This window comes from Ruegeria sp. AH3 (genome assembly GCF_056536265.1).
This window is the reverse complement of sequence record NZ_JBQFJL010000001.1, coordinates 627,509-650,763: the sequence shown is the minus strand read 5'-3', so window position 1 is coordinate 650,763 and position 23,255 is coordinate 627,509. Positions and strand designations below refer to the sequence as shown.

Genomic DNA, 23,255 nt, shown 5'->3' with positions numbered 1-23,255 from the left:
TGCCTTACGAAAACACCACTTTACCGGCGTTTTCGTTCGAAATTGATACCCGACATGATGGCCTCAAACGCATCTTTCTCGTCGCGGTTGATTCGCGCACCATTGTCGGCGATGTCGAAAACGGCCCTGTCTTCGTTCTGGCTGCGGCTTGTGCGGTTGCGCTCTTCGGCGGCTTGCGCCAGCCGATATGTCAGCGCCTCATCGGCCAGATCGGACAGTTCCTCCGCCGCTTCGGCAATCTCAGCATCCAACCCCCGGAGCGCTTTGATCTTTGCGAGTTCCTCGGCCAACGTCATCTCGGCCTTTTCAACGTCGCCCGGTTTGTACACACAGGGGATCACTGCGACATGGCGAAGGGCCAGCAGGTTTTCAAGGGGTTCCGGCCCCAAAGTTTGAACGATGTGGTCTTTCAGGTTGTCAGGATCATCGATGGCATGGCGCAGGATCGCTTCGCGCAAGGCGGCGTGATCGGGATCGTGGCAATCCATTTCCTCAAGCTGATGCTCAAATTGTACGACAACCTGCGGATTTAGGATGGCAATTGCCAGAATGGCCGCTTCACGTAGCTGGATATCCGCGTTCTCGGACGACGCCAGAAACGACGCGCGCGCGCCTGGTGTCGCAGGTTGCGCCTGCGGCTGCCATTTTCCGCGCGGTTGCCACGCACGATTTTGCGATTGTCTCTGCGGGCGAAACAATTGCCAGCGCAGGTCCTTAATTTCCTGCCCGTAATGCGACCGGATCGAGGGGTCGCGGATCAGCTTGATCTTCTCACGCAGGGATTTATCCAGCGCCGCCTTACGCTCAGGACTGTCGAAGACCTTGCCGTCGGTCTCGCGTTGCCACAACAGTTTGACCATCGGGATTGCCGCATCCAACACAGCCTGAACCGCCCCCGCCCCTTCGGCGCGCAACAGATCGTCGGGGTCCTTGCCTTCGGGCATCAGGGCAAAGCGCAAGGATTTGCCGGCCTCCAGCAGCGGCAAGGCCAGATCAACCGCCCGCATCGCTGCACGCAGCCCCGCCGTGTCGCCATCTAGCGCGATGATCGGCTCATCGGAGATGCGCCAGAGCAATTGCAGCTGATGTTCGGTGATCGCCGTCCCCAAGGGCGCGACTGACGCGCCGAATCCGGCCTCGGCTAGAGCGATCACGTCCATGTAGCCCTCGGCCACAATCAGAGACTGCCCCTTCCCCGCCGCCTGCCGCGCGGGGCCGTGGTTGTAGAGGCTGCGCCCTTTGTCGAACAAATCGGTCTCGGGCGAATTCAAATATTTGGCGTTGTCATTCGGGTCCATGGCCCGACCGCCAAAGGCGATGCAGCGTCCGCGCGGGTCGCGGATCGGATACATGATCCGGTTGCGGAAGGTGTCATAGGGTTTCTTGCCCTTGTTCGACGGCTTGGCCAGACCGGCCCCTAGGATCAAGTCCTCGGCCACGTTCTTGCCGGTCAGATGATCCCACAACGCCTGCCAAGCGTCAGGGGCAAACCCGATCTCCCACCGATCCAAAGCCTGTGCGTCCAGTCCCCGACGGGTCAGGTAGTCGCGCGCTGCAGTCCCAGCCCCGGTCTTGAGCTGTAGGCGGAAGAACTGCACCGCCTGCTCCATCACCTCGGCCAGTTGCGAGCGCCGATCTTGTTTCTCCTGGGCTTTAGGATCGCGCGCCGGCATCGGCATCCCGGCCTCGCGCGCCAGAATCTCGACCGCTTCGATGAACGAGACATTCTCAGTCTCTTTCACGAAACTGATCGCATCCCCTTTGGCGTGGCAGCCGAAACAGTAATAGAATCCCTTCTGATCATCGACGTGGAACGAGGCAGTCTTTTCATGATGAAACGGGCACGGTGCCCACATGTCGCCCTTACCCTGATTGGACTTGCGCTGATCCCACATGACCTTGCGCCCGACAACCTGCGACAGGCTGAGGCGTGTGCGTAGTTCATCCAGAAATCCAGGGGGCAGGGACATATCAGTTATTGAGATTGTTTTTTAGGGCCTGAATCTGATCCCAGTTATCCACACATTGCTGGTAAAGAATTTCACCGAAGTCTTTTTTGCGTAGATCCCGCCTCTTTTGTTCGTAAACCCACGAGGTCAGTTGGGGAATCGCAGCATTGAAATTAGACGGCCACGTCGGATTGCTGGATGCGATTGTACCCGCAACGTCGGCTTCCTTGACACGATCTAGCCGGGCCTGCTGAATCGCACGGACCACATCGGCCTGATGGCCGCAGCTTTCCTCCTTTGTTTCCTGTGCAAACGCAGGGGTCGACAGAAGCAAAATGGCGAGCAAGGGGCGAAACATCGCGCGTCTCCGGAATCAGTTGAGTTCCAAATAGACTACCCGCGCGCGGCGACGCCTTCCATCGCCCTTTTCAAATCGTGAACCAGTGTCTCGGCCATGGATCGGAAGACCATGATCTGAAACGCGTTCTCTCCAACGCGCGTGATCGATGCGGTCATATGAAACAGCAAGGTCCTCGCAGTGTGCCCACGCTTGAATTGTGTGCCGCGCAGATCGACTGGCACCACGCGCGCCAGTACGTCTTCGACGTCAGCGCCCTCTAATCGGACCACAACCCAGGCATCTGATTGGTCCACGATAGCTGCGTTCTTGGTCAAGATCGCGTCAGGTACAGGTCCCATCAGCATCGCATGCGCCGGGCCGAACCAGATTGCTCGCGCACCCGCTTTACCCGTTGCGCGGTTGGCCGATGGGTAGGTCATCCCATGTGCTGCTTTCAGAGCTTCCGACAGCGCCTTTTGCTTTCCCATGAAAGGCGAGATCGAATGGATCGCCCCCGCTTCTTCTTCGCTGAGCGTGACCGTGCCAACAGTCAGAGGCAGCATCCCGTCGCAAGGCGTTTTGGCGATCAGCTTATCCACGGACGCGTCCTCCTTCAGGGTCAAAGAAGACCGGGTTCACCACTTCGCACAGAGTCGTAACACCGCGCAGATGATCGACCATTTTCACGATTTCCCCATACCTCTCGGGCCCATCCGCAAGAAAGCCCAAGCCCAACATCGTCTCCAGCGTAGGAGAGTAACAGACCGAGGTTAGATATCCTTGGTCATTCGCACGCACCGGCTCAACCTCTTCGTTGTAAAGATGCGCTCCGGCCAGCAGTTCCCTGCTTTCACCGATCGGCTTCAAACCGACCAACCGCTCGCGACCCGGCTCTTCCAGACCGGCACGTTCAGACATGGTTTTGCCGATACAGTCTTTCTTCTGCGACACCATCCGGCCCATGCCGATGTCATAGGCAGTCGTTCGCCCGTGGATCTCGGCATGCGTGATAAAGCCCTTTTCAATCCGAAGAACGTTCAGAGCCTCTATCCCGTACAGACCGCCGCCCAGCGCCTCGGCCCGTTCCGTCAGAATGTCGAATAGGCTCGTTCCATAGCGTGCAGGCACGGCGATCTCATAGGCATGCTCGCCCGAGAACGAGATGCGGAACAAACGCCCCTGAACGCCCAGAACCGAGACCGGGCCGCAAGCCATGAATGGCCAGTTTTCATCATCGAGTGGTTCATCCAGTAGCCCGTTCAACAACTCGCGCGAATTCGGTCCGGCCACCGCGAACTGCGCCCATTGCTCGGTAACGGAAGTGAACGACACATCCAGATCGGGCCGCAGACCCTGATGTACGAACTCCAGATGTTTCATCACCTCGCCCGCCGCAGCGGTGGTGGTGGTCATCAGATAGTGCGTCTCGCCCAGCCGCGCAGTGGTGCCGTCATCCATGACAAACCCGTCTTCGCGCAGCATCAGACCATAGCGCGCACGACCGACTTTCAGGGTCGAGAACATATTCGTATAGACAAAATCCAGAAACGCGCCCGCATCCGGCCCCTGTATGTCGATCTTGCCGAGGGTCGACACATCGCACACCCCAACTGCCTGACGCACCATATTGACCTCGCGGTCGCAGGATTGCCGCCAATTGGTTTCTCCATCTTTCGGGAAATAGCTGGGCCGATACCAAAGCCCAGCCTCGATCAGAGGGGCCTTCCGCGCCACGGTCGTCTTGTGCGAGGTTGTAAAGCGCTGCGGTTTGAACCCTTCACCTTCGGCCCCTGCGCCCAGCGCCGCGATGGCAATCGGAGAATAGGGCGGGCGGAACGTCGTGGTCCCGGTCTCGGGTATCCCGCGCCCGGTTGCATCGGCCAAAATGGCCAGCGCCGCCACGTTCGAGTTCTTGCCCTGATCCGTCGCCATGCCTTGCGTGGTGTAACGCTTCATATGCTCGACCGACCGGAAGTTCTCAGTCGCCGCCTGATTGACGTCTTTCACTGTCACATCGTTCTGGAAATCCAGCCACGCGCGCCCTTTGCCGGGTACGGCCCAGAGCTGAGCGATCTCGTAAGGCGTATCCTCGGCCTGCGGCAAAGTGATCTTGGGCACTTTGAAACCCAGATCACCAAGTAGGCCTTCAGCCGCCTCAACGCCTTCGCGCAGGCAGGCCGCAGTCGAGAACGAGCCATTGCACGCCCCCGCAGTCACCATGCCCGGCACTGCCCCCGGTGTTGGCATAAAGCCTTCAATCTCGCGCTTCCATGTTGGACGACTATTCATGTGGCAGGTCAGATGTACCGAGGGGTTCCATCCTCCGGTCATCGCCAGACAATCCGTATGGATGCGATCTTCGCCACTGGCTCGTCGGACGGTGATCGATTCCAGACCTTTGCGGCCTGAACTGCCACAGACCTGCGCGCCACGCAGCACCTCATAGTCATCCGATAAGGGCGCATCGTGGCGGCTGTCGATCACGGCGGCCACGTGGACACCGGCCTGTAGCAAGTCGCGTGCCGTACGATGAATGTCGTCGGTATTGCCAAAGATCGTCACGTTCTTTCCCGGGCTGACACCCCAGCGGTTCAGATAGGCCCGCACCGCTCCGGCAGTCATGATCCCTGGGCGGTCATTGTCGCGGAACGCCACCGGACGCTCCAACGCGCCTGCGGCCAGAACCGAGCGTTTTGCCACGATCCGCCAATAGGTCTCCAGCGGAGCGCCGTTCGGGCGGCGATCTGTGTGGTGCAGCACTTTCTCCAACGCCGCAAAGGTGCCCTGATCGTACGCCCCCGCAACCGTGGTGCGGGTCATCAGGCGCACATTATCCATGCTGCTGAGTTCGGCCAGAACCTCACCCGCCCAGTCATGACCCGGCTTGTCATCGACTTCATAGGTCTCAGCCAGCAGCCGTCCGCCCATTCGCGCGTTCTCATCCGCAAGAATGACATCCGCCCCGGCACGCGCAGCGGTCAAGGCGGCCATCAATCCGGCGGGCCCCGCACCAATGACAAGCAGATCACAGAAGGCATAGGCGCTTTCGTACTTGTCGACATTATCCTCACCAGATAATGCACCAAGCCCCGCCGCGCGGCGGATGACGGGTTCATACAGCTTTTCCCAAAAGCTCTTCGGCCACATGAAGGTCTTGTAGTAAAACCCCGCCCCCAGAAACGGAGCCGCCAGATCGTTGACCGCCATGACATCGAAACCAAGGCTGGGCCAACGGTTCTGGCTGCGCGCGTCGAGCCCGGGATAGATCTCCTGCATGGTGGCGCGCACATTGGGCTCTTGCGCTGCGCCCTGTCCGACTGTCACCAAGGCGTTGGGTTCCTCGCTCCCCGCCGTCAGAACACCGCGCGGGCGGTGGTACTTGAACGACCGCCCCATGAGGCGGACGCCATTGGCCAACAAGGCCGAGGCCAGCGTGTCGCCCTGAAACCCCTCATAACCGACGCCATCAAAAACAAACGGCACCGTTTGCGTACGATCAATCAGCCCCTTGCCCGCGATCCTCATGTATTCACCTCGGACGCCAATTGCGCTCCCAACATCTCATGGGTGGTCGTATCGCGGGTGACGACGATCCACGCGCCGCAGCCACCTTCGTGATACCAAAGCTCTCGGGTTGGACCCGCCGGATTGTCTCGCAGATAAACGAAATCATCCCAAGCGGCCTCACCGGCATCCGGGGTCGGACGTTCCAGATCGACAGCAGCTCCGCGGTAATAGAACTCGCGACGATCCCGCTCACCGCAATACGGACATGCGATCCTCATGACCACGCCCCCTGCTTCATCTTTTCAGAAATACTCAAATCCGACATCGCCACCCTCAATGCAGATTGTGTTGAGAGCCCTTGCCCTCTTCATCAATGATCCCGCGCCCGGTGCGGAAGCGATCGAGCTGGAAACCGGTGGCGTTCTCATGATACCGATCCGTCGCGATCAGATGCGCAAATACATTGCCCGAGCCCGGAACCGCCTTGAACCCGCCGTAGTTCCAGCCGCAGTTCAGATAGAGCCCGTCGATATCCGTCCGATCAATGATCGGAGAGCCGTCGGGCGACATATCCATGATACCGCCCCAGGACCGCAGCACGCGCGCCTTACCAATCATCGGCATCAGGGCAACCCCGGCCTCCATCACACTTTCAACGGTCGGCAAATTACCCCGCGCCGCGTAAGAGGCGTAGAAATCCAGATCACCGCCAAAGACCAGCCCGCCCTTATCGGACTGGCTGATATAGAAATGCCCCATGCCAAAGGTCACGACATGATCAATGCAGGGCTTGAGCCCTTCGGTCACAAAGGCCTGCAAAACATGACTCTCTATCGGTAGCCGCATCCCGGCCATCGCCGCCACCTGTCCCGACCGGCCTGCTGCGACCATCGCCACTTTCTTCGCGCGGATCGGCCCGCGGGTGGTCTGCACGCCGCGCACAGTACCGTTTTCGATATCAACCCCGGTCACTTCGCAGTTCTGAATCAGGTCAACACCACGCTGATCCGCGCCGCGCGCATACCCCCACGCGACCGCATCATGGCGCGCCGTTCCCCCGCGCGGGTGATAGAGCGCCCCATAAAGAGGAAAGCGCAGATCGTCGAAATTCAGATAGGGCACCATTTCGCGCAACTCGTCGCGGCTCAACAGGATCGCGTCGTCGCCCTGACTGATCATCATGTTCCCACGTCGCGCCGCTGCATCGCGCTGCCCATCCGAGTGGAACAGATTGATGATCCCACGCTGAGAATGCATGACGTTGTAGTTCAGGTCTTCCTCCAGACGCTCCCACAGCTTCAGGGAATGCGAATAGAACTCGGAATTACCCTGCAGGAAATAGTTCGCCCGGACGATCGTCGTGTTTCGCCCCACATTGCCACCGCCGATATAACCTTTTTCCAGTACAGCTACATTGGTTAAGCCGTGCTCTTTGGCCAGGTAATAAGCCGTGCTAAGACCATGACCGCCGCCGCCTATGATAACGATGTCATATTCGGCCTTCGGCTCAGGGTCGCGCCAATGCGGCGTCCAACCCTTGTTGCCGGTCAACCCTTCCTTGAGAACTCTCAAGCCGGAAAAACGCATTCAGACCTCCCTGCGGTTCTGGTCGGCATCAAACCAACTCTGACCAGCAGTATCAACGCCTCCAGAGCGCGCCGCCCCCGTTTTCGACATGGACTTGTCTGTGGGCGACGAAACCTGGGCGAAATGCGATATCGGGGGCCTCTTCAATGCCGAAGCCGAAATGCAGCGGCTGCAATCTGCAGCCGTATCATATCTTAGCTGGCTGATCTTACGCCCATTGACGTCTTCCAACGTCAGCGCGCCATCAAACCCGGCACCAGTGAAGGCACCCTAAATGAAACCATCAAAGGCATCGGGGTCGTTATTCAATTGTCGTGGATGTCATCCGGCAACAATAACCGGACCAACAAAGCTGGTCCGGCATATTTCTTAAGAACGCTGGGCTCAGAGCCCTTTGGCGCGATAGCTCTTCGAAACGCGGTCGATCGCAACGATATATGCGGCCGTCCGCAGATCTTCGACATCCGCGCGGCTGTGCCAAACCTCACTCATCGACTGATAGGCAATCCGCATCGTGTCATCGAGGCCCGAACGAACCAGCTCCAGCTCATCCGCACCCTTGAGGTACTTGGCTTTGAAGTCCGGCGACATCGACCATGCATCACCCAGATAGCGATCCAGCCGTTCCAATTCGCTGACAATAAGCTCATGCCGCGCTTCTTCCTGACGGCGCTGCATGCGTCCGAACCGGATATGGCTGAGGTTCTTGACCCATTCGAAATAGGATACAGTAACACCCCCGGCGTTTGCGTACATGTCAGGAATAATGACGGTGCCTTTTTTGCGCAGGATCTCGTCCGCACCTGCCGTCACGGGGCCATTCGCGGCCTCGATGATCAGCGGAGCCTTGATGCGCTCGGCATTCGTCAGGTTGATCACGCCCTCCAGAGCCGCCGGAATAAGGATATCGCAATCCTCTTCCAGAACAGCCGCACCTTCTGCGGTATGTGTTGCGTCCGGATAGTCCTTGACGCCTCCATGCTTGACGATCCACTGGCGCACCGCTTCGACATCGATGCCATCGGGATTGAACAGTGCCCCATCCCACTCGATGATGCCGATAATCCGCGCACCGTCCTCTTCGCTCAGGAACTTAGCCGCGTGATAACCCACGTTCCCCAGACCCTGCACGATCACGCGCTTGCCATCCAGTTTCCCGGACAACCCGGCTTTCTTGGCGTCTTCGGGATGACGGAAGAATTCACGCAACGCATACTGAACGCCACGACCGGTCGCTTCGACCCGCCCCGAGATGCCGCCCGCATTCAACGGTTTGCCGGTCACACAGGCCCGCGCGTTGATATCTGTAGTGTTCATCCGCGCATACTGGTCAGCCATCCAGGCCATCTCACGCTCACCCGTTCCCATATCCGGGGCAGGCACGTTCTGAGACGGGTTGATCAGGTCACGCTTGGCCAGTTCATAGGCGAAACGGCGGGTGATCTGCTCCAGCTCGTGTTCTTCATACTGACGCGGATCAATGCACAATCCGCCTTTCGAGCCGCCAAACGGTGTTTCAACCAACGCACATTTATAAGTCATCAGCGCGGCAAGCGCCTCAACCTCATCCTGGTTCACAGCCAGCGCATAACGGATTCCGCCTTTTACCGGCTCCATGTGCTCCGAATGGACCGAGCGGTATCCGGTGAAGGTCTGGATCTTACCGCGAAGGCGAACACCAAACCGCACGGTATAGGTGGCGTTACAGACCCGTATCTTTTCTTCCAAACCCGGCGGCAAATCCATCAGGGACGCGGCCCTATTGAACATCAGGTCAACACTCTCACGAAAGCTGGGTTCTTTGATGCCGGTCATATAATCCTCCGTACCGGTAACTGGCAAACGTCATGACGTTTTGTCGCATCACTGGCGCTAAGCCGCAATCGCCATCTGCACATTTTTTGATCAATTCATTAAGTCTACTTTTGAACAATTCATTAAGTCTGCGTAAATCAGAACGATCTGAGTCGCTCTCAAGCCGTCTCTGAACCAAATTGTCCACAGGGCGACAACAGAGCCACGCGCAACCGCCGGATTATCTTCGAAATGCCCGCAAACCGGCCAAAAGCAAGCCCTTTTCGCCCAATTCCCGCCACGTTTGAACACTAAAGTTGTACAGTAATTTTTTCCTTGGGGGCTTTATCGGCCTGCTCAGCGGAGTCACCAATATGAAGAAGAATCTAACTAGTTTTGGCTCTGCCAAGCCAAAGAACAAATTTACGACCCTCCGGCAATTCGCCAAAAATGAGGAGGGCGCGTTTACCCTTTTTGTAGTGTTTGTTTTCCTCGCGATGCTCGCTGCTACAGGTATTGGCGTGGACATGATGAACTATGAGCGAGACCGCGCAACGCTGCAATCGACGCTTGACCGCGCTGTTCTCGCGGCCGCGGACCTCGACCAAACCGCAGCACCGCGAGATGTGGTAGAAGCTTATCTCGACAAGGCAGGTCTTGGCGACAGGCTCAAATCTATCGATGTTACAGAGAGCTTTGGCTCGCGCACGGTGTCGGCGACTGCAGAAACAGTTGTGCGGACAAACTTCATGCGCCTTTCTGGCATTGAATCCATGATTGCGCCGGCTGCAAGCACCGCGGAAGAATCTATCGGCGCAGTCGAGATTTCCCTTATCTTGGATATTTCCGGATCGATGAGCGAACGGTCTGCTGACCCCAGTTTTTCGAAAATGGCGGTCCTAAGAGACGCTGCGTCTGACTTTGTGAACCTAATGCTGGATAAGCCAGGGCAGAACGAAATTTCGATTTCAATCATCCCCTACGCAACCCAGGTGAATGCTGGCGAAGAGCTGTTGAACAAGTTCACGAACGTCACCAATGAGCATAACTACTCCCATTGCGTGAACTTCATTCCTGAACAGTACAGCGATGCAGATTTACACCGTGGTGACACGCTCGAACGTACAGCACATTTCGATCCGTTCACTTATTCCGAGAACGGGATCAGTATACCGGTCTGTCCGGTTCGCGCGGGTAGTGCCATTACTCCCGTCACCAATAATCGGGCTAAATTGTTGAAGCATATCAGCCAATTGAGCCCGAACGGAAATACATCTATCGATATTGGCATGAAATGGGGTGTCGCCTTACTGGATCCCAGCATGCGCGACATTGTAGGAATACTAGCGACACAAACCGATCCAGATCCTCAATTTGCGCCCTTAAATATTGTTCCGACGAACTTCCGCGAACGCCCGACAAACTATAACTCGGATGTGTTGAAAATCGCTATTGTCATGACTGATGGCAAGAACACCGATCAATACATGTTGAACCCCTCGCTTCGCCAAGGATATTCGGATGTCTGGTACAATCCGGATTCTGGGAACCTTACCAACTGGGGCCGGAGTAACACCGTCGAAGGCGACTACACCATCTATCATTCTCAGGGTAAACCAAACTTCTTTTGGCCTCAGCGCAACGAATGGGCGGATCACCCCTATGGCACACCCGACCCTGAGACCGCGGCCAATGAAGAGCCCGGCGAGGCAGTGCGTCTAACCTACCCAGAACTCTTCAATCGCGTTTCGCTGGCTTGGAACGCCCGGTATAACTACTACTGGCAATCCAGCGCGTGGGCCGAGTGGTACAGCAAGGCTTTCTCGAAGGTGGAAACCTCTGCAAAAAACCAGCGCACAAAACACATCTGTAACTCTGCCAAGGACCAAGGAATCGTCGTTTATGGCATCGCATTCGAAGCTCCGCGCAGTGGTTACAAATTGCTGCAGGATTGCGCGAGCTCGGATAGCCACGTGTACAATGTAAAAGGGTTGGACCTCGAAGACGCGTTCGCATCGATCGCCTCGTCAATCCGCAAACTGAGACTGACACAATGATGGGTAAATTGGCTTCTCTTGCACGGCGCTTTCGCCGTTCGGAAAATGGTACGGCGACGATCGAGTTCGTATTGATATTTCCCGCTTTCATGTTCTTCATCTTGTCGGCTGTGGAACTGGCACTTGTCACGATGCATCAATCTATGCTTGAAAGAGCGGTCGACTTGACCGTTCGTGACATTCGACTGGGAACGGGAACCATAAGAGAGCATGATGACATCAAGGATGTTATCTGTGATCGCGCCCATTTCATCAAAAACTGCTCGGTGAATCTGCGCCTTGAGATGATCCAGCAAAGCGCATTTGAGGGCATCGTCCTCGACGCGCAACCGGATTGCACGGACAATTCCGAAGAGATCAGGCCAGTAAGAAACTTCGTCAATGGCCAATCGAACGAGTTGATGATCTTACGAGCCTGTGCGCGGATTGATCCGGTTTTTCCAACCTCTGCGATTGGCAAAAAGATACCGGATGGGACGGGGCAATACTCTCTGACGGCCACCACCGCATTTGTTCAGGAGCCGATCTAAGTCATGAAACAGATAAAGAAACTCCTAAAGAGCTTTAGGCTTTTCAAGCGGAATGAAGTGGGGACAATGACAGTTGATGCTGTCCTGATTTTCCCAATGCTGCTCTGGACTGCCACGGCCACTTACACTTGGTTTGAGGGATTTCGCCAAAGCGCATCCAACTTGAAGGCCGCCTACACGATCGGCGACCTCATCTCGCGCGAAACCGAGACCATCAACGATACTTATATTAACTCGCTTTACGAATTGATGATACGCATGGTGAACAATGGATCACCAATGTCTATGCGTGTTTCCCTGCTGGTCTTTGATGAGGACGATGATCGCCACTACGTACAGTGGTCGACTGCGCGCGGTTACAGTTGGATATGGACGGACGACAATGTCGAAGACATACGCGCAGCGCTACCTCCGATGCCAAACCGAGACACTTTGATCCTGGTCGAGACCTCGAATGAATATGTGCCAATCTTTAACGAAATCCTGGTGAAAGATATTTCTTTCGATAATTTCATATTCACTCGTCCGCGTTTCACAAATGAAATCTCGGCCGACTTCAGAACCCTGATTATTGACCTTGAAGATGTCGGTAACGACATTGATGACGCGCAAGAGGGTAGCGGAGCATGAGCAGAGCGGGTTAACCCTGCTCTACTAGCATCGCTGTCAGCATCTCTGACATGAACTTGGTTTCGGCGGCGGCTGTCATGCCGCCGATGCCGACGCGGCGGCCCAGGCGCCACCAGAGACCGGGGGCCCAGGCGTTTGCCCCCGAGTTGCGGGTTTTGATCAGAAAACCGTTCGATGGTTTGAAGGCAAAGACGCCACGGTCGACCGCTTCGATCTCATCCAGATTGCATATCACCTGCCCTGATCCCGTTCGCAGTGATGATCGGGTCAGTTCGATTGTATCTGCGGTTGCAACCCACATGCGGCGAGACAGCCAGAATGAAGCTGATCCGACCAAAAGCAGGAATACCTGCCAGCCCAGTTGAGGCGGCGTGGCCAGTGCGACATAGATCACCAGCGCTCCTACCGTGGTCAGCATCCCTACCCCCATCCAGCGGCGCGGGGCCGAGGCCGCGACCGTGGCCAGCACGTCTTCTTGCATGTGTCTCTCCTGCGTTCTTGCCTGCTTTAGCCGCTTTGAAGGGCAAAGGACAGTGCTCCGTCTTGGGTCTGAGCACCCCTGCACAGAGCGCGTGTATCTGCGCGAATTGATTGCACAGGCCCCCGGCTTAGATTGCGTCCAGTTATGATGGAGGCTTCGATGTCACTCAGACCTACTGTGGAAACCCGCAAGGCCGTGCCGACGATGGAAGGCGCAGGCGTTAAACTGCACCGGGCGTTTGGATTTCAGGATCCGTCGGAGCTGGACCCGTTTCTGCTGTTTGACGATTTCCGGAACGAACACCCTCGGGACTACATGGCCGGTTTCCCGTGGCATCCACATCGCGGGATCGAGACGATCACCTATGTTTTGTCAGGAACCGTCGATCACAGTGACTCGCTGGGCAACAGCGGAACGCTGGGGGCGGGTGACGTGCAATGGATGACCGCCGGATCGGGCATTCTGCATCAGGAGATGCCGAAAGGCGCGGCCAGCGGTCAGATGCACGGGTTCCAGTTGTGGGGCAATCTGCCATCGGATCAGAAGATGACCGCGCCGCGCTATCAGGATGTTCAAAGCCGCGATATTCCCGAAATCACTGACGATGATGGCACCATTGTGCGCGTGATCGTGGGCGAGTTCTGGGGGCGCACCGGCCCGGTCGACGGGATCGCAGCCGATCCGCAATATCTGGACGTCAGCATACCGGCAGGTGTGAGGAAGACCTTTCGCATCGACACGTATCGCCGTGCCTTCGCCTATGTGTTCGAAGGTGAGGCCGCTTTTGCCGATGCGTCGCAACCGACTGGTGTATTGCTGGAAAAGGAGATCGCGGGGCAAGAGGTCAATATCCGCGATATGTCCGGGGACAGAACACTCATCCGCTTCGGCTCAGGCGATGAGGTGACAGTTCAGGCCGGTCCCAATGGCGTGCGGTTTCTGCTGATCTCGGGGGCTCCGATCAACGAACCCGTGGCGTGGCACGGTCCGATTGTCATGAACACTCAGGCTGAGTTGCAGCAGGCGTTTCGAGAGCTGCGCAACGGCACCTTCATCCGCCCGGCCCACTAGGGTCAGGCGGACACGGCCTTGCGCACCATGTCCCAATAGACCTGTTCGACCTCATCCAGAGACAACCGCCCGCCGCTGCGATACCAGGTGATCACACCGTTCAACATGGCAATGACCGCCAAGGTGGCGATCTTGGTATCGCTGACGGCAAACTGCCCGGTCTGATGTCCACGCTGCAAGATGCTCTCGAGTGAATCCTCGTACTGGCGACGCAAAGATTCAATCTCGGAGAAGTTACCAGGCGTCAGGTTGCGAAGTTCCATATAGGCGATGAAAACCTCATCCGGGCGCTCCAGATGGAAACGGATGTGGAAGCCTACGAACTGGCGCAGCGCATCCTGTGGATCGTCGAACCGGGTGAGATCGTCATAGGCAGACAGCAGGTCCTGCATATGCTCTCGCATCAGGCGATAAAGCAGGCTTTGCTTGTCTGGCGTGTAGTTGTAGAGCGCGCCGGCCTGCACGCCAACCTCACCCGCGATCTGCCGCATGGACACGGCAGCATAACCATGACGGGCAAACAGGCCCAACGCTGCCTTGCGAATGCGGGGACCGGTGATGTCAGAATGTGAACCTTGCGTGCGCGCCATGGCAATACAGTATCTGAACATTTGTTCAGATAGAAGCCCGCTTGAACAGCGCTGACAAAAGGTGCATCACGGGGACTATGCCGCAACCCATTGGATCGTCATGAAGCCTCTGCCACTGATATTCCTGCTGCTCACCGCCGCAGGCTGTGCCGATATCCCCGAGCTGGAAGGCAGCGAAACCGAAGCGTTGCGTAGGTCCCCCTACCCCAAGCTGCTTCCTTTGGATGCCACATTGGGCGCGCCCGTTGATCCGGTCAACGAGGCGGCCGAGGTCGAAGAGGACCTGACTGCCCGCAGCGAGGCACTGGCGAAACGGGCCGAGGCCCTTCAAAACGCCCAGATAAACTAGCACGCAAGACGCTCTGACGGATTGCACCCCTGCCCTGAACCCGCTAAGGCAGCGCGCAAAGGATGGCCCGCCAGCGGCGGAATTTCGAGCGAAAGGACCCAAGGGAATGACACAGGCGCTGCGGCTTGGAATTGCGGGTTTGGGAACCGTCGGTGTGGGCGTAGTCAAGATTGTGCGTCGCCATGCGGACCTGCTACAGGCGCGCACCGGACGTCCCATTGAGATCACCGCCGTGTCGGCCCGTGACGCCAGCAAGGATCGTGGCGTGAACCTGTCGGACTACGCATGGGAGACCGATCCCGTTGCTTTGGCCAAGCGCGACGATATCGATGTGTTTGTGGAACTGATGGGCGGCGAAAACGGCCCGGCCAAGGCCTCGGTCGAGGCTGCGCTGGCCAGCGGCAAGGATGTGGTTACAGCCAACAAGGCGCTGCTGGCGATCCACGGGCAGGAGCTTGCTGAGAAGGCCGAGGCTGCAGGTCGTGTGATCCGGTTTGAAGCCGCAGTGGCAGGAGGCATCCCGGTCATCAAATCTCTGACCGAAGGATTGGCAGGGAACGATATCACGCGCGTCATGGGTGTGATGAACGGCACCTGCAATTACATCCTGACGCGGATGCAGTCGCAGCAACTGGGCTATAACGCGCTGTTCGAGGAATGTGCGCAGCTGGGCTATCTCGAAGCAGATCCAAATCTGGATGTGGGCGGCATCGACGCGGCGCACAAACTGGCGCTGCTGTCATCGATTGCATTCGGCACCAAGCCAAATTTCGACGGAATCGAGATTGAAGGCATACAGCAGATCAGCCTGGATGATATCGATCAGGCTGATGACATGGGCTATCGGATCAAGCTGCTGGGCGTAGCGCAACGCACCGCGCGGGGGCTGGAGCAACGGATGCAGCCCTGTCTAGTTCCCAGTGACTCACCGCTGGGTCAACTGGAAGGCGGCACCAATATGGTTGTGCTGGATGGTGATGCGGTCGAACAGATTATTCTACGTGGCCCTGGCGCAGGCGAAGGACCAACGGCCAGCGCCGTGATGGGCGATGTCTGTGATCTGGCGCGCGGGCTGCATATCCCGACATTCGGACGGCCTGCCACGTCGCTGGAAGAGGCAAAGCCTGCCGTCACAGGGCTGCCCGCGCCCTACTATCTGCGGCTGGGCCTGCTGGATAAACCCGGTGCGCTGGCCAAAGTGGCCGCCATTTTGGGGGATGCCGGTGTCTCAATCGACCGGATGCGCCAGTATGGTCATGCCGAAAGCACCGCGCCCGTACTGATCGTCACGCACAAGACCACCCGCACAACACTGGACGTCGCGCTCGAGGGCTTGCGCGATACCGATGTCATCGCGGGCGAGCCTGTTGCCCTGCGGATTGAAGAGGTTTGAGCTTGCGGCCTGCATGAAACGCAAGCTATGCCGGACATTACGGCTTTATTGACCTGAGGATACCAAAATATGAGTGCTGCCAAGATCGATTTTAACGACCGCCTGCTGTCTTTGGGGCTGGCAAGGGTCGCGGAACAGGCCGCGCTGGCCTCGGCCTCGCTGGTTGGACGGGGTGATGAAAAAGCCGCCGATCAGGCTGCGGTGAACGCCATGCGCGAGCAGTTGAACCTGCTGGATATCGCGGGCGTTGTCGTCATCGGCGAAGGTGAACGCGACGAAGCGCCGATGCTCTATATCGGCGAAGAGGTCGGCACGGGCAACGGCCCGGGCGTGGATATCGCGCTGGACCCGCTGGAAGGCACCACCCTGACCGCCAAGGATATGCCCAACGCGCTGACCGTCATCGCCATGGGCCCGCGCGGCTCGATGTTGCACGCACCGGATGTGTATATGGACAAGCTGGCGGTTGGCCCCGGCTATCCTGAGAACGTGGTCAATCTAGACATGACCCCACGGGAGCGGGTCGAAGCTCTGGCCAAGGCCAAGGGGTGTGAACCCGCCGATATCACTGTTTGCATTCTTGAACGTCCACGCCATGAGGCGATGATCGCCGAAGTGCGCGAGACAGGGGCCTCGATCCGTCTGATCACTGATGGTGACGTGGCCGGTGTCATGCATTGTGCCGAGAGCGAAGCGACCGGCATCGATATGTATATGGGTCAAGGCGGCGCGCCTGAGGGTGTGCTGGCCGCTGCAGCGCTGAAATGCATGGGCGGTCAGATCTTTGGTCGCCTGTTGTTCCGTAACGATGACGAGCGAGGCCGCGCCGCCAAGGCAGGCATCACCGATCTGGACCGCGTGTACGCGCGCGACGAGATGGTGACAGCCGATGTGATCTTTGCCGCCACCGGCGTAACCGGCGGCTCGCTGCTGCCGCGCATCAAGCGCGAGCCGGGCTGGGTTGAGACAACAACACTGCTGATGCGGTCCAAGACGGGCTCGGTGCGCCGTATGTCCTACCGCACGCCGATGTGGTCGCATAACGACGCTTAGCGACTTGCGCCGCTGCCTTCGTCGAGCGTATTGGTAAAAAGATCAAAGGCCGGGTCCGATAGGGTCCGGCCTTGGTGCATGAGGTGAGACGTGGCGTTTCTGGGTGTTGAGCAATCGTTGACAGGACGGCGTTGGGTTGGACCGGCGATCGAGGTCGAGCGGTCGGCTGAGATGATGGCGCAACAGACTGATCTGCCGCGTGCCCTATGTCAGGTTCTGGCCCGCCGCGGAGTGCCGGCCATGGAAGCCTCTGGATTTCTGGAGCCCAAGCTGAAGGAATTGCTGCCTGATCCGCGTTCGATGAAAGACATGGAGCGCGCCGCGACCCGGTTTCTGGAAGCCGTGCGCAAGCGCCAGAAGATCGCGGTCTTCGCAGATTATGATGTGGACGGGGGCAGCTCAGCGGCGCTGTTGCTGGTTTGGTTGCGTCAGATGGGGATTGCTGCAACGCTCTATGTGCCCGACCGGATCGACGAAGGTTATGGCCCAAACGTGCCTGCCATGCAGGAACTAGCGGCCAGCCATGATCTGATCATCTGCGTGGATTGCGGAACGCTTAGCCACGAACCTATCGCGGCAGCGAAGGGCGCGGATGTGATCGTTCTGGACCACCATTTGGGTGGAGAAACACTGCCGGATTGCGTGGCCGTGGTGAACCCGAACCGGCAGGATGAAAGCGGTGATCTGGGGTATTTCTGCGCCGCTGCCGTGGTGTTCCTGATGCTGGTCGAAGCAGGGCGCCAATTGCGCGAGGCGGGGGCTAAAGGGCCGGATCTGATGGCGATGCTGGATCTGGTGGCGCTGGCCACGGTGGCGGATGTTGCGCCGCTGATCGAGGCCAATAGAGCATTGGTCCGGCAGGGATTGAAAGTTATGGCCCAGAGGCAAAGACCGGGGCTGGTCGCGCTGTCGGACGTGGCGCGCATGGATACCGCGCCCAATAGCTATCACCTGGGGTTTCTGCTGGGGCCGCGTGTGAATGCGGGTGGGCGCATTGGGCAGGCCGATCTGGGCGCACGTTTGCTAAGCACCGACTCGGTTTCCGAGGCCGAAGCCCTGTCCGAGCGGCTGGATGCTCTGAACACCGAACGGCGCGAAATCGAGAACGCGGTGCGCGCGGCAGCCATGACGCAGGCCGAAGAGCGCGGGCTGGATGCGCCGTTGGTTTGGGCTGCGGGCGACGGTTGGCATCCCGGCGTCGTTGGCATCGTCGCATCGCGACTGAAAGAGACCGCAAAACGCCCCGCCATCGTCATCGGATTTGACGGGGATGAGGGCAAGGGCTCTGGCCGGTCGGTCTCGGGCGTCGACCTCGGCGTGTCGATCCAGCGTCTGGCGTCTGAGGGACTGCTGGTCAAGGGCGGCGGCCACAAGATGGCGGCGGGTCTGACAGTGATGCGCGATCAGCTGGAGCCTGCCATGGAGCGGCTGTCGGAACTTCTCGCCAAGCAGGGCGCGGGCCAAGGTGGCCCAGCCGACTTGAAACTGGACGGGGCGCTGATGCCGGGGGCCGCGACAGTTGATCTGATCGAACAGATTGAAAAAGCAGGACCATTCGGGGCTGCGGCCCCTGCCCCTCGATATGCCCTGCCCGACTTGCAAGTGCGCTTTGCCAAGCGCGTAGGTGAGACACATCTGAAACTGTCCCTGTCCGATGGCATGTCCGGTGGACTGGACGCTATCGCCTTTGGCGCATTCGAGGGTCCGTTGGGAGATCGCCTGTCCAATCACGGCGGCGCTCGGTTCCATTTTGCGGGTCGGCTTGAGGTGAATACCTGGGGTGGCCGACAGAGCGTACAGCTGCGGCTGGAAGACGCTGCAGAGGCCGTCTGACACCTGCTTCAACGCACCTCGAAAACGGTCAAAAAAGTTTCGCAGGCTTGCGTTTTTCGTCTTGCGGGGGGGGAAGGTAAACCGTAAAAGGCCCTCCACAAGCCAGCGTGGCCCGTTCGTCTATCGGTTAGGACGCCAGGTTTTCAACCTGGAAAGAGGGGTTCGATTCCCCTACGGGCTGCCACTTTGCTTGTCTGGACCAAGTGGCCCGTTCGTCTATCGGTTAGGACGCCAGGTTTTCAACCTGGAAAGAGGGGTTCGATTCCCCTACGGGCTGCCATTTTTCCAATCCACTCATCGTGATCTCTGATTGAATGATTGTGGCTACGCTTAAGCGCAACGACTAGCCAGCTTGCCGGTGATTGGTTTCTGCAATCTCGATCCGAATACCCCATTGCTTCAATGCCTTGGCAACATCCCCGGTAGGTGCTTGGTCCGTGACCAGTAGATCGATCATACGCGGCTCGGGTCCGACATAAGGCGCGGTTTCACCAAATTTAAAATGCGCCGCAGCCACAAACAGTCGGTCGGTGTTGCTGGCGACAACAGTCGCAAGGTCTGCCTCAACTGAACTGTGGTACAAGAAACCTCGACGTGCCGAAATCGCATCGATGCTGAGCACTGCGATGTCAAACGCATAACGCTGTACCTGCCGATGCGTGACGTGACCGAATGCGCCGCGCTCATCGCTTTGCAGTTCGCCCCCAAGCAAATGCACACGATTGCCATTGGTTCCGGCCAGGGTCTGCCCCACCCCGATCGAGTTGGTCACGACGGTCAGGTTTCCCGACTGCCGCAGCTCTTCGGCCACATAAGCGGTGGTCGAGCCGACATCCAGAAAGACGGTCATCCCGTCCCGTATCAGGCTCGCCACATGCCCCGCGATCAACCGCTTTTCTTCAGAGTGTTGCGCTATACGGCGAAAAAAACTGGGGTCGCCTTGGGTGCCGGCGAGATAAGCGCCGCCATGCACACGTTCGACCGCGCCCGAGGCTGAGAGCGACTTGATCGTGCGCCGCACGGTTTCCTCAGAGACCCCTAGTGTTTTGGCCAGTTCCGAGTTTCGGGCTGTCCCGCCCAGACGACGGAGAACATCCAGAAGTTCAAGCTCACGATGGGTGTGCGGGCTGCGGGTTTTCACTGGACGCTCCGTATTTCCCAAATTTACCCAAACAAAGACACGGAATGCGGTCAGTGATCAACCCGAAACAGGCCGACCGCTGCAAGCGGCCGACTTGGTTTGGCTCAATGACAACAGACAGGCTTACGGCGCAGCGCGGTTTTGCGGAATGACCTCATAGCCGGGCTCTTCGGGTTCATCATCCAGCATTTCGGGTGGAAAGCCCGGTGCTTGAATCTCAAGTCCGGTCGCATCTTCGAGGCGTTTGATTATGTTCGGGGACAACTCGCGCTCGCCGTAGCGTGCGATGCCGTCTTCGAATATCTTGATCATCACCGGATTCACCTCAAGGGGGACACCGGCGCGGTCGGCAACCTCCTGAAACAGGCCGATATCCTTTTTCACCAGGTCCATGGTGAACGAGATATCGCGTGAACCGTTCAAGATGACCTGGCTTTCGGTTTCGTGCACGAACGAGGTGCCCGACGAAATCTTGATCGCCTCATAGGTGGTTCCAAGATCCATTCCAGCTGCTTTGGCGGTCACCAAAGCCTCGGCGCAGGTGATCAGGTTAGCGGTGGCCAGATAGTTGGTCAGCACTTTCAGCACCGAGGCCGACCCCAGTTCACCTGTGTGCAGAATGCGCCGCCCCATGGTCGTCAGGAAGGGCATAATACGCTCGAACGTTTCGCGGTCACAGCCAGCGAAGATCGAGATATTGCCCGTCGCAGCCCGGTGACATCCGCCTGAAACCGGACAATCCACCGCTGCGCCGCCTTGTTCGATGACCATGGCACCAAGGCGTTTGACCTCAGCCTCATCGGTGGTCGACATCTCCATCCAGATTTTGCCGGGGCCGACCTCGGGCAACATCTCTTGCATCACGGCGTCCGAGGCGGCGGGTGAAGGCAAGCAAGTGATCACCGCGTCGCAATCACGCATCAACTGCGCCGGACTTTCAGCGGCTTTGGCACCCTCGGTGACAAATCGGGTCACCTGATCCGGGTTCAGGTCATGAACCGTCAAATCGATTCCGTTACGCAGCAGCGATCCCGAGAGCTTGCCCCCAACATTTCCCAGCCCGATAAACCCTACTTTCATGCGCCGCATCCTCCTGTTCGCGTCTTGTGATCCATGCCAACACGTCACCACAGATGGATCATGCCGCCCAGCGACCTCGACAGGTCGCTTTTTACCTGCTTCTTCGCTGATCATCGCGACTCGCTTGACAAGCAGCCCAAGCGTGCCGCATGTCCCTTTCGTTGGTGTCTGCGTGCGCAGATGAAAAGGGAATGCGTCAGCGGGTTTTCCGTCAAACGCAGCCGCCCCCGCGACCGTGAACGGAGAGGGTGCCCAAGCCACTGGCCGCAAGGCCGGGAAGGCGGGACATCCGACAGAGGCCCGCCTCTGACATCCGCAAGCCGGGAGACCTGCCAACGCCCGAGATTTAAACCGGACGGGGTGTTCCGGTGTCGGGTCAAAAGCGACCCGCATGAAACCCCGTCCCCCACGAAGAGGATTTGGGGGGATGAGAGACATGACCGAGACCGCTCCGGTCGAGCTGCTGGTTTGCACCACCTGCCGTCGCGGGCTGCCTGTCGAAGATGATGCGCAGCGCCCCGGTGCACTTTTGCACAAGGCGCTTGAGCAGGCCGATCTGCCCGAAGGGATCACCTTGAAAGCCGTGGAATGCTTGTCGAACTGCGATGAGGGCTGTTCCATCGTCTTGCGCGGTGGGCCGGATCGCTGGACCTTCGTGTATGAACACCTCAACGAAACCGACCACGTCGACATGATCGTGGAGGGTGCCACCAAATACCTCGCGACCGAGGATGGTCTGGTCAAATGGCGCGAGCGCCCCGAACATTTCCGCAAGAACTGCGCAGCCCGCATTCCCCCGATTGGAGCCCTGAAATGAGCAACCTTGAGAAACTTCCCGTCACTGTGATCACCGGCTTTCTGGGCTCGGGCAAGACAACGCTGGTGCGCCACCTGATGCAGAACCCGCAGGGCAAGCGTCTGGCCGTTGTGGTCAATGAATTCGGCGATGTTGGCGTTGATGGCGATATCCTGAAATCCTGCGCGATCCCCGATTGCCCGGCGGAAAACATCATGGAACTGGCCAATGGCTGCATCTGCTGCACCGTGGCGGACGATTTCATCCCGACCATCGAAGTGCTGATGGCGCTGGAGCCGCGCCCTGATCACATCCTGATCGAAACCAGCGGTCTGGCGCTGCCGAAACCGCTGCTAAAGGCCTTCGACTGGCCTGATATCCGTTCGAAAATCACCGTCGATGGTGTCATCGCGCTGGCCGATGCCGAGGCGGTCGCTGCCGGTCGCTTTGCCCCGAATGTCGAGGCGGTGGATGCCCAGCGCATGGCCGATGACTCGATTGATCATGAAACGCCGCTGTCCGAAGTGTTCGAAGATCAGATTTCCTGCGCCGATATCATCCTGCTGACCAAGCCTGATCTGGCCGGTCCCGAAGGTGTCGCCAAGGCCAAAGAGGTCATCGCTGCAGAGGCCCCGCGCCCCCTGCCCGTTGTTGAAGTGGCCGAGGGCGTCGTTGACGTCCGCGTCGTGTTGGGTCTGGAAGCCGCCGCCGAGGATGACATGGACGCACGCCCATCGCATCACGACGGCCATCACGATCACGAACATGACGATTTCGAAAGCATCATCGTCGAGTTGCCCGAACAGAGCGATCCGCTCGATCTGGTGACGAAAATCGAACGTCTGGCCAAAGAACTGAACATCCTGCGCGTCAAAGGCTATGCCGCCGTTCAAGGCAAGCCCATGCGCCTGCTGGTTCAGGCCGTCGGTGCGCGCGTGCGCCATCAGTATGACCGCCCTTGGGAACCCGGCGAGGAGCGCCGCTCGCGTCTAGTCGTCATTGCCGAGCATGACGATATCAAAGAGGCCGAAATCCGCGATATCCTCGTGGGTGTGACCGAGGCAGCCGAGTAAA

21 protein-coding genes, 2 tRNA genes and 1 riboswitch are annotated in these 23,255 nt (G+C 58.4%); of the genes, 12 read left to right on the top strand and 11 right to left on the bottom strand.

The window, feature by feature from the left end; translation table 11 throughout:
• Positions 1–20 precede the first annotated feature (20 nt).
• The 7 genes from dnaG to ACR3EM_RS03115 form a co-directional block, all read right to left on the bottom strand.
• Positions 21–1,970, bottom strand: a complete 1,950-nt coding sequence (dnaG, locus tag ACR3EM_RS03145) for a DNA primase (RefSeq protein ID WP_480469362.1) — start codon at positions 1,968–1,970, stop codon at positions 21–23.
• 1 nt (position 1,971) lies between these two features.
• Entirely contained in the window at positions 1,972–2,307 is a 336-nt protein-coding gene (locus ACR3EM_RS03140; protein ID WP_480469361.1) for a hypothetical protein, read from the bottom strand.
• 35 nt (positions 2,308–2,342) lie between these two features.
• Positions 2,343–2,888, bottom strand: a complete 546-nt coding sequence (locus ACR3EM_RS03135) for a sarcosine oxidase subunit gamma (protein WP_480469360.1) — start codon at positions 2,886–2,888, stop codon at positions 2,343–2,345.
• On the bottom strand, positions 2,881–5,814 hold the full coding sequence (locus tag ACR3EM_RS03130; protein ID WP_480469359.1) for a sarcosine oxidase subunit alpha family protein: 2,934 nt from the start codon (positions 5,812–5,814) through the stop codon (positions 2,881–2,883). Before ACR3EM_RS03130 ends, ACR3EM_RS03135 begins: the two co-directional genes overlap by 8 nt.
• Complete coding sequence (locus ACR3EM_RS03125; protein ID WP_480469358.1) at positions 5,811–6,074, bottom strand: sarcosine oxidase subunit delta; 264 nt, start codon at positions 6,072–6,074, stop codon at positions 5,811–5,813. The genes ACR3EM_RS03130 and ACR3EM_RS03125 overlap by 4 nt, the downstream gene beginning before the upstream one ends.
• A gap of 55 nt (positions 6,075–6,129) precedes the next feature.
• A complete protein-coding gene (locus ACR3EM_RS03120) occupies positions 6,130–7,383 on the bottom strand; it encodes a sarcosine oxidase subunit beta family protein (RefSeq protein ID WP_480469357.1) in 1,254 nt (417 codons plus the stop codon).
• 384 nt (positions 7,384–7,767) lie between these two features.
• Complete coding sequence (locus ACR3EM_RS03115; protein ID WP_480469356.1) at positions 7,768–9,198, bottom strand: Glu/Leu/Phe/Val family dehydrogenase; 1,431 nt, start codon at positions 9,196–9,198, stop codon at positions 7,768–7,770.
• 296 nt (positions 9,199–9,494) lie between these two features.
• Between ACR3EM_RS03115 and ACR3EM_RS03110 the strand changes: the two genes are divergently transcribed.
• From ACR3EM_RS03110 to ACR3EM_RS03100, 3 genes are read left to right on the top strand one after another with little or no spacing between them, the layout of a single operon-like run.
• Complete coding sequence (locus ACR3EM_RS03110; protein ID WP_480469355.1) at positions 9,495–11,234, top strand: TadE/TadG family type IV pilus assembly protein; 1,740 nt, start codon at positions 9,495–9,497, stop codon at positions 11,232–11,234.
• Positions 11,234–11,764, top strand: coding sequence for a TadE/TadG family type IV pilus assembly protein (locus ACR3EM_RS03105; RefSeq protein ID WP_480469354.1), 531 nt, complete (start codon positions 11,234–11,236; stop codon positions 11,762–11,764). Before ACR3EM_RS03110 ends, ACR3EM_RS03105 begins: the two co-directional genes overlap by 1 nt.
• Before the next feature lie 3 nt (positions 11,765–11,767).
• Entirely contained in the window at positions 11,768–12,394 is a 627-nt protein-coding gene (locus ACR3EM_RS03100; RefSeq protein WP_480469353.1) for a TadE/TadG family type IV pilus assembly protein, read from the top strand.
• A 10-nt stretch (positions 12,395–12,404) separates the two neighbouring features.
• Here the strand turns inward: ACR3EM_RS03100 and ACR3EM_RS03095 are convergent, their stop codons facing one another.
• A complete protein-coding gene (locus ACR3EM_RS03095; RefSeq protein ID WP_480469352.1) occupies positions 12,405–12,875 on the bottom strand; it encodes a hypothetical protein in 471 nt (156 codons plus the stop codon).
• A 159-nt stretch (positions 12,876–13,034) separates the two neighbouring features.
• Here ACR3EM_RS03095 and ACR3EM_RS03090 point away from each other — a divergent pair, with 159 nt between their 5' ends.
• The gene (locus tag ACR3EM_RS03090) at positions 13,035–13,946 is read left to right on the top strand and encodes a pirin family protein (RefSeq protein WP_480469351.1); all 912 of its coding nucleotides are present in this window, start codon (positions 13,035–13,037) and stop codon (positions 13,944–13,946) included.
• Between the two features lie 2 nt (positions 13,947–13,948).
• Here ACR3EM_RS03090 and ACR3EM_RS03085 read toward each other — a convergent pair whose 3' ends face one another.
• Positions 13,949–14,536, bottom strand: coding sequence for a TetR/AcrR family transcriptional regulator (locus ACR3EM_RS03085; RefSeq protein ID WP_480469350.1), 588 nt, complete (start codon positions 14,534–14,536; stop codon positions 13,949–13,951).
• A 100-nt stretch (positions 14,537–14,636) separates the two neighbouring features.
• Here ACR3EM_RS03085 and ACR3EM_RS03080 point away from each other — a divergent pair, with 100 nt between their 5' ends.
• The 6 genes from ACR3EM_RS03080 (at position 14,637) to ACR3EM_RS03055 (ending at position 19,444) form a co-directional block, all read left to right on the top strand.
• A complete protein-coding gene (locus ACR3EM_RS03080; RefSeq protein ID WP_480469349.1) occupies positions 14,637–14,885 on the top strand; it encodes a hypothetical protein in 249 nt (82 codons plus the stop codon).
• 106 nt (positions 14,886–14,991) lie between these two features.
• Positions 14,992–16,278, top strand: coding sequence for a homoserine dehydrogenase (locus ACR3EM_RS03075; protein ID WP_480469348.1), 1,287 nt, complete (start codon positions 14,992–14,994; stop codon positions 16,276–16,278).
• Between the two features lie 69 nt (positions 16,279–16,347).
• A complete protein-coding gene (gene glpX / locus ACR3EM_RS03070; RefSeq protein ID WP_480469347.1) occupies positions 16,348–17,331 on the top strand; it encodes a class II fructose-bisphosphatase in 984 nt (327 codons plus the stop codon).
• 90 nt (positions 17,332–17,421) lie between these two features.
• Positions 17,422–19,164 (top strand): single-stranded-DNA-specific exonuclease RecJ, encoded by a 1,743-nt coding sequence (gene recJ / locus ACR3EM_RS03065; RefSeq protein ID WP_480469346.1) that lies wholly within the window; start codon positions 17,422–17,424, stop codon positions 19,162–19,164.
• A gap of 109 nt (positions 19,165–19,273) precedes the next feature.
• Positions 19,274–19,348 (top strand) — tRNA-Glu (locus ACR3EM_RS03060).
• Between the two features lie 21 nt (positions 19,349–19,369).
• Positions 19,370–19,444 (top strand) — tRNA-Glu (locus ACR3EM_RS03055).
• Positions 19,445–19,507: 63 nt separating this feature from the next.
• On the opposite strand, the gene ACR3EM_RS03050 is transcribed toward ACR3EM_RS03055, so the two are convergent.
• Together ACR3EM_RS03050 and ACR3EM_RS03045 are read right to left on the bottom strand one after the other, a co-directional pair.
• Positions 19,508–20,305, bottom strand: coding sequence for a DeoR/GlpR family DNA-binding transcription regulator (locus ACR3EM_RS03050; RefSeq protein WP_480469345.1), 798 nt, complete (start codon positions 20,303–20,305; stop codon positions 19,508–19,510).
• Between the two features lie 123 nt (positions 20,306–20,428).
• Positions 20,429–21,499: an NAD(P)-dependent oxidoreductase gene (locus tag ACR3EM_RS03045; protein WP_480469344.1), complete on the bottom strand. Its 1,071-nt coding sequence runs from the start codon at positions 21,497–21,499 to the stop codon at positions 20,429–20,431.
• A gap of 31 nt (positions 21,500–21,530) precedes the next feature.
• A riboswitch (cobalamin riboswitch) is annotated at positions 21,531–21,736 on the top strand.
• A gap of 85 nt (positions 21,737–21,821) precedes the next feature.
• Between ACR3EM_RS03045 and ACR3EM_RS03040 the strand changes: the two genes are divergently transcribed.
• Both ACR3EM_RS03040 and cobW read left to right on the top strand, forming a co-directional pair.
• Positions 21,822–22,202, top strand: a complete 381-nt coding sequence (locus ACR3EM_RS03040; RefSeq protein ID WP_480469343.1) for a DUF1636 family protein — start codon at positions 21,822–21,824, stop codon at positions 22,200–22,202.
• Positions 22,199–23,254 (top strand): cobalamin biosynthesis protein CobW, encoded by a 1,056-nt coding sequence (gene cobW, locus ACR3EM_RS03035; RefSeq protein ID WP_480469342.1) that lies wholly within the window; start codon positions 22,199–22,201, stop codon positions 23,252–23,254. The genes ACR3EM_RS03040 and cobW overlap by 4 nt, the downstream gene beginning before the upstream one ends.
• The last annotated feature ends 1 nt before the right edge of the window (position 23,255 follow it).

Excerpts from the sequence above, each read along its gene's own strand:
- ACR3EM_RS03130 (WP_480469359.1), bottom strand. The coding sequence starts at position 5,814 with ATGAGGATCGCGGGCAAGGGGCTGATTGATCGTACGCAAACGGTGCCG.
- ACR3EM_RS03080 (WP_480469349.1), top strand. The coding sequence starts at position 14,637 with ATGAAGCCTCTGCCACTGATATTCCTGCTGCTCACCGCCGCAGGCTGT.
- ACR3EM_RS03095 (WP_480469352.1), bottom strand. The coding sequence starts at position 12,875 with ATGCAAGAAGACGTGCTGGCCACGGTCGCGGCCTCGGCCCCGCGCCGC.
- ACR3EM_RS03105 (WP_480469354.1), top strand. The coding sequence starts at position 11,234 with ATGGGTAAATTGGCTTCTCTTGCACGGCGCTTTCGCCGTTCGGAAAAT.
- ACR3EM_RS03140 (WP_480469361.1), bottom strand. The coding sequence starts at position 2,307 with ATGTTTCGCCCCTTGCTCGCCATTTTGCTTCTGTCGACCCCTGCGTTT.
- ACR3EM_RS03100 (WP_480469353.1), top strand. The coding sequence starts at position 11,768 with ATGAAACAGATAAAGAAACTCCTAAAGAGCTTTAGGCTTTTCAAGCGG.
- ACR3EM_RS03090 (WP_480469351.1), top strand. The coding sequence starts at position 13,035 with ATGTCACTCAGACCTACTGTGGAAACCCGCAAGGCCGTGCCGACGATG.
- cobW (WP_480469342.1), top strand. The coding sequence starts at position 22,199 with ATGAGCAACCTTGAGAAACTTCCCGTCACTGTGATCACCGGCTTTCTG.
- dnaG (WP_480469362.1), bottom strand. The coding sequence starts at position 1,970 with ATGTCCCTGCCCCCTGGATTTCTGGATGAACTACGCACACGCCTCAGC.
- ACR3EM_RS03125 (WP_480469358.1), bottom strand. The coding sequence starts at position 6,074 with ATGAGGATCGCATGTCCGTATTGCGGTGAGCGGGATCGTCGCGAGTTC.
- ACR3EM_RS03075 (WP_480469348.1), top strand. The coding sequence starts at position 14,992 with ATGACACAGGCGCTGCGGCTTGGAATTGCGGGTTTGGGAACCGTCGGT.
- ACR3EM_RS03085 (WP_480469350.1), bottom strand. The coding sequence starts at position 14,536 with ATGGCGCGCACGCAAGGTTCACATTCTGACATCACCGGTCCCCGCATT.
- ACR3EM_RS03115 (WP_480469356.1), bottom strand. The coding sequence starts at position 9,198 with ATGACCGGCATCAAAGAACCCAGCTTTCGTGAGAGTGTTGACCTGATG.
- glpX (WP_480469347.1), top strand. The coding sequence starts at position 16,348 with ATGAGTGCTGCCAAGATCGATTTTAACGACCGCCTGCTGTCTTTGGGG.
- ACR3EM_RS03040 (WP_480469343.1), top strand. The coding sequence starts at position 21,822 with ATGACCGAGACCGCTCCGGTCGAGCTGCTGGTTTGCACCACCTGCCGT.
- ACR3EM_RS03120 (WP_480469357.1), bottom strand. The coding sequence starts at position 7,383 with ATGCGTTTTTCCGGCTTGAGAGTTCTCAAGGAAGGGTTGACCGGCAAC.
- ACR3EM_RS03045 (WP_480469344.1), bottom strand. The coding sequence starts at position 21,499 with ATGATCAGCGAAGAAGCAGGTAAAAAGCGACCTGTCGAGGTCGCTGGG.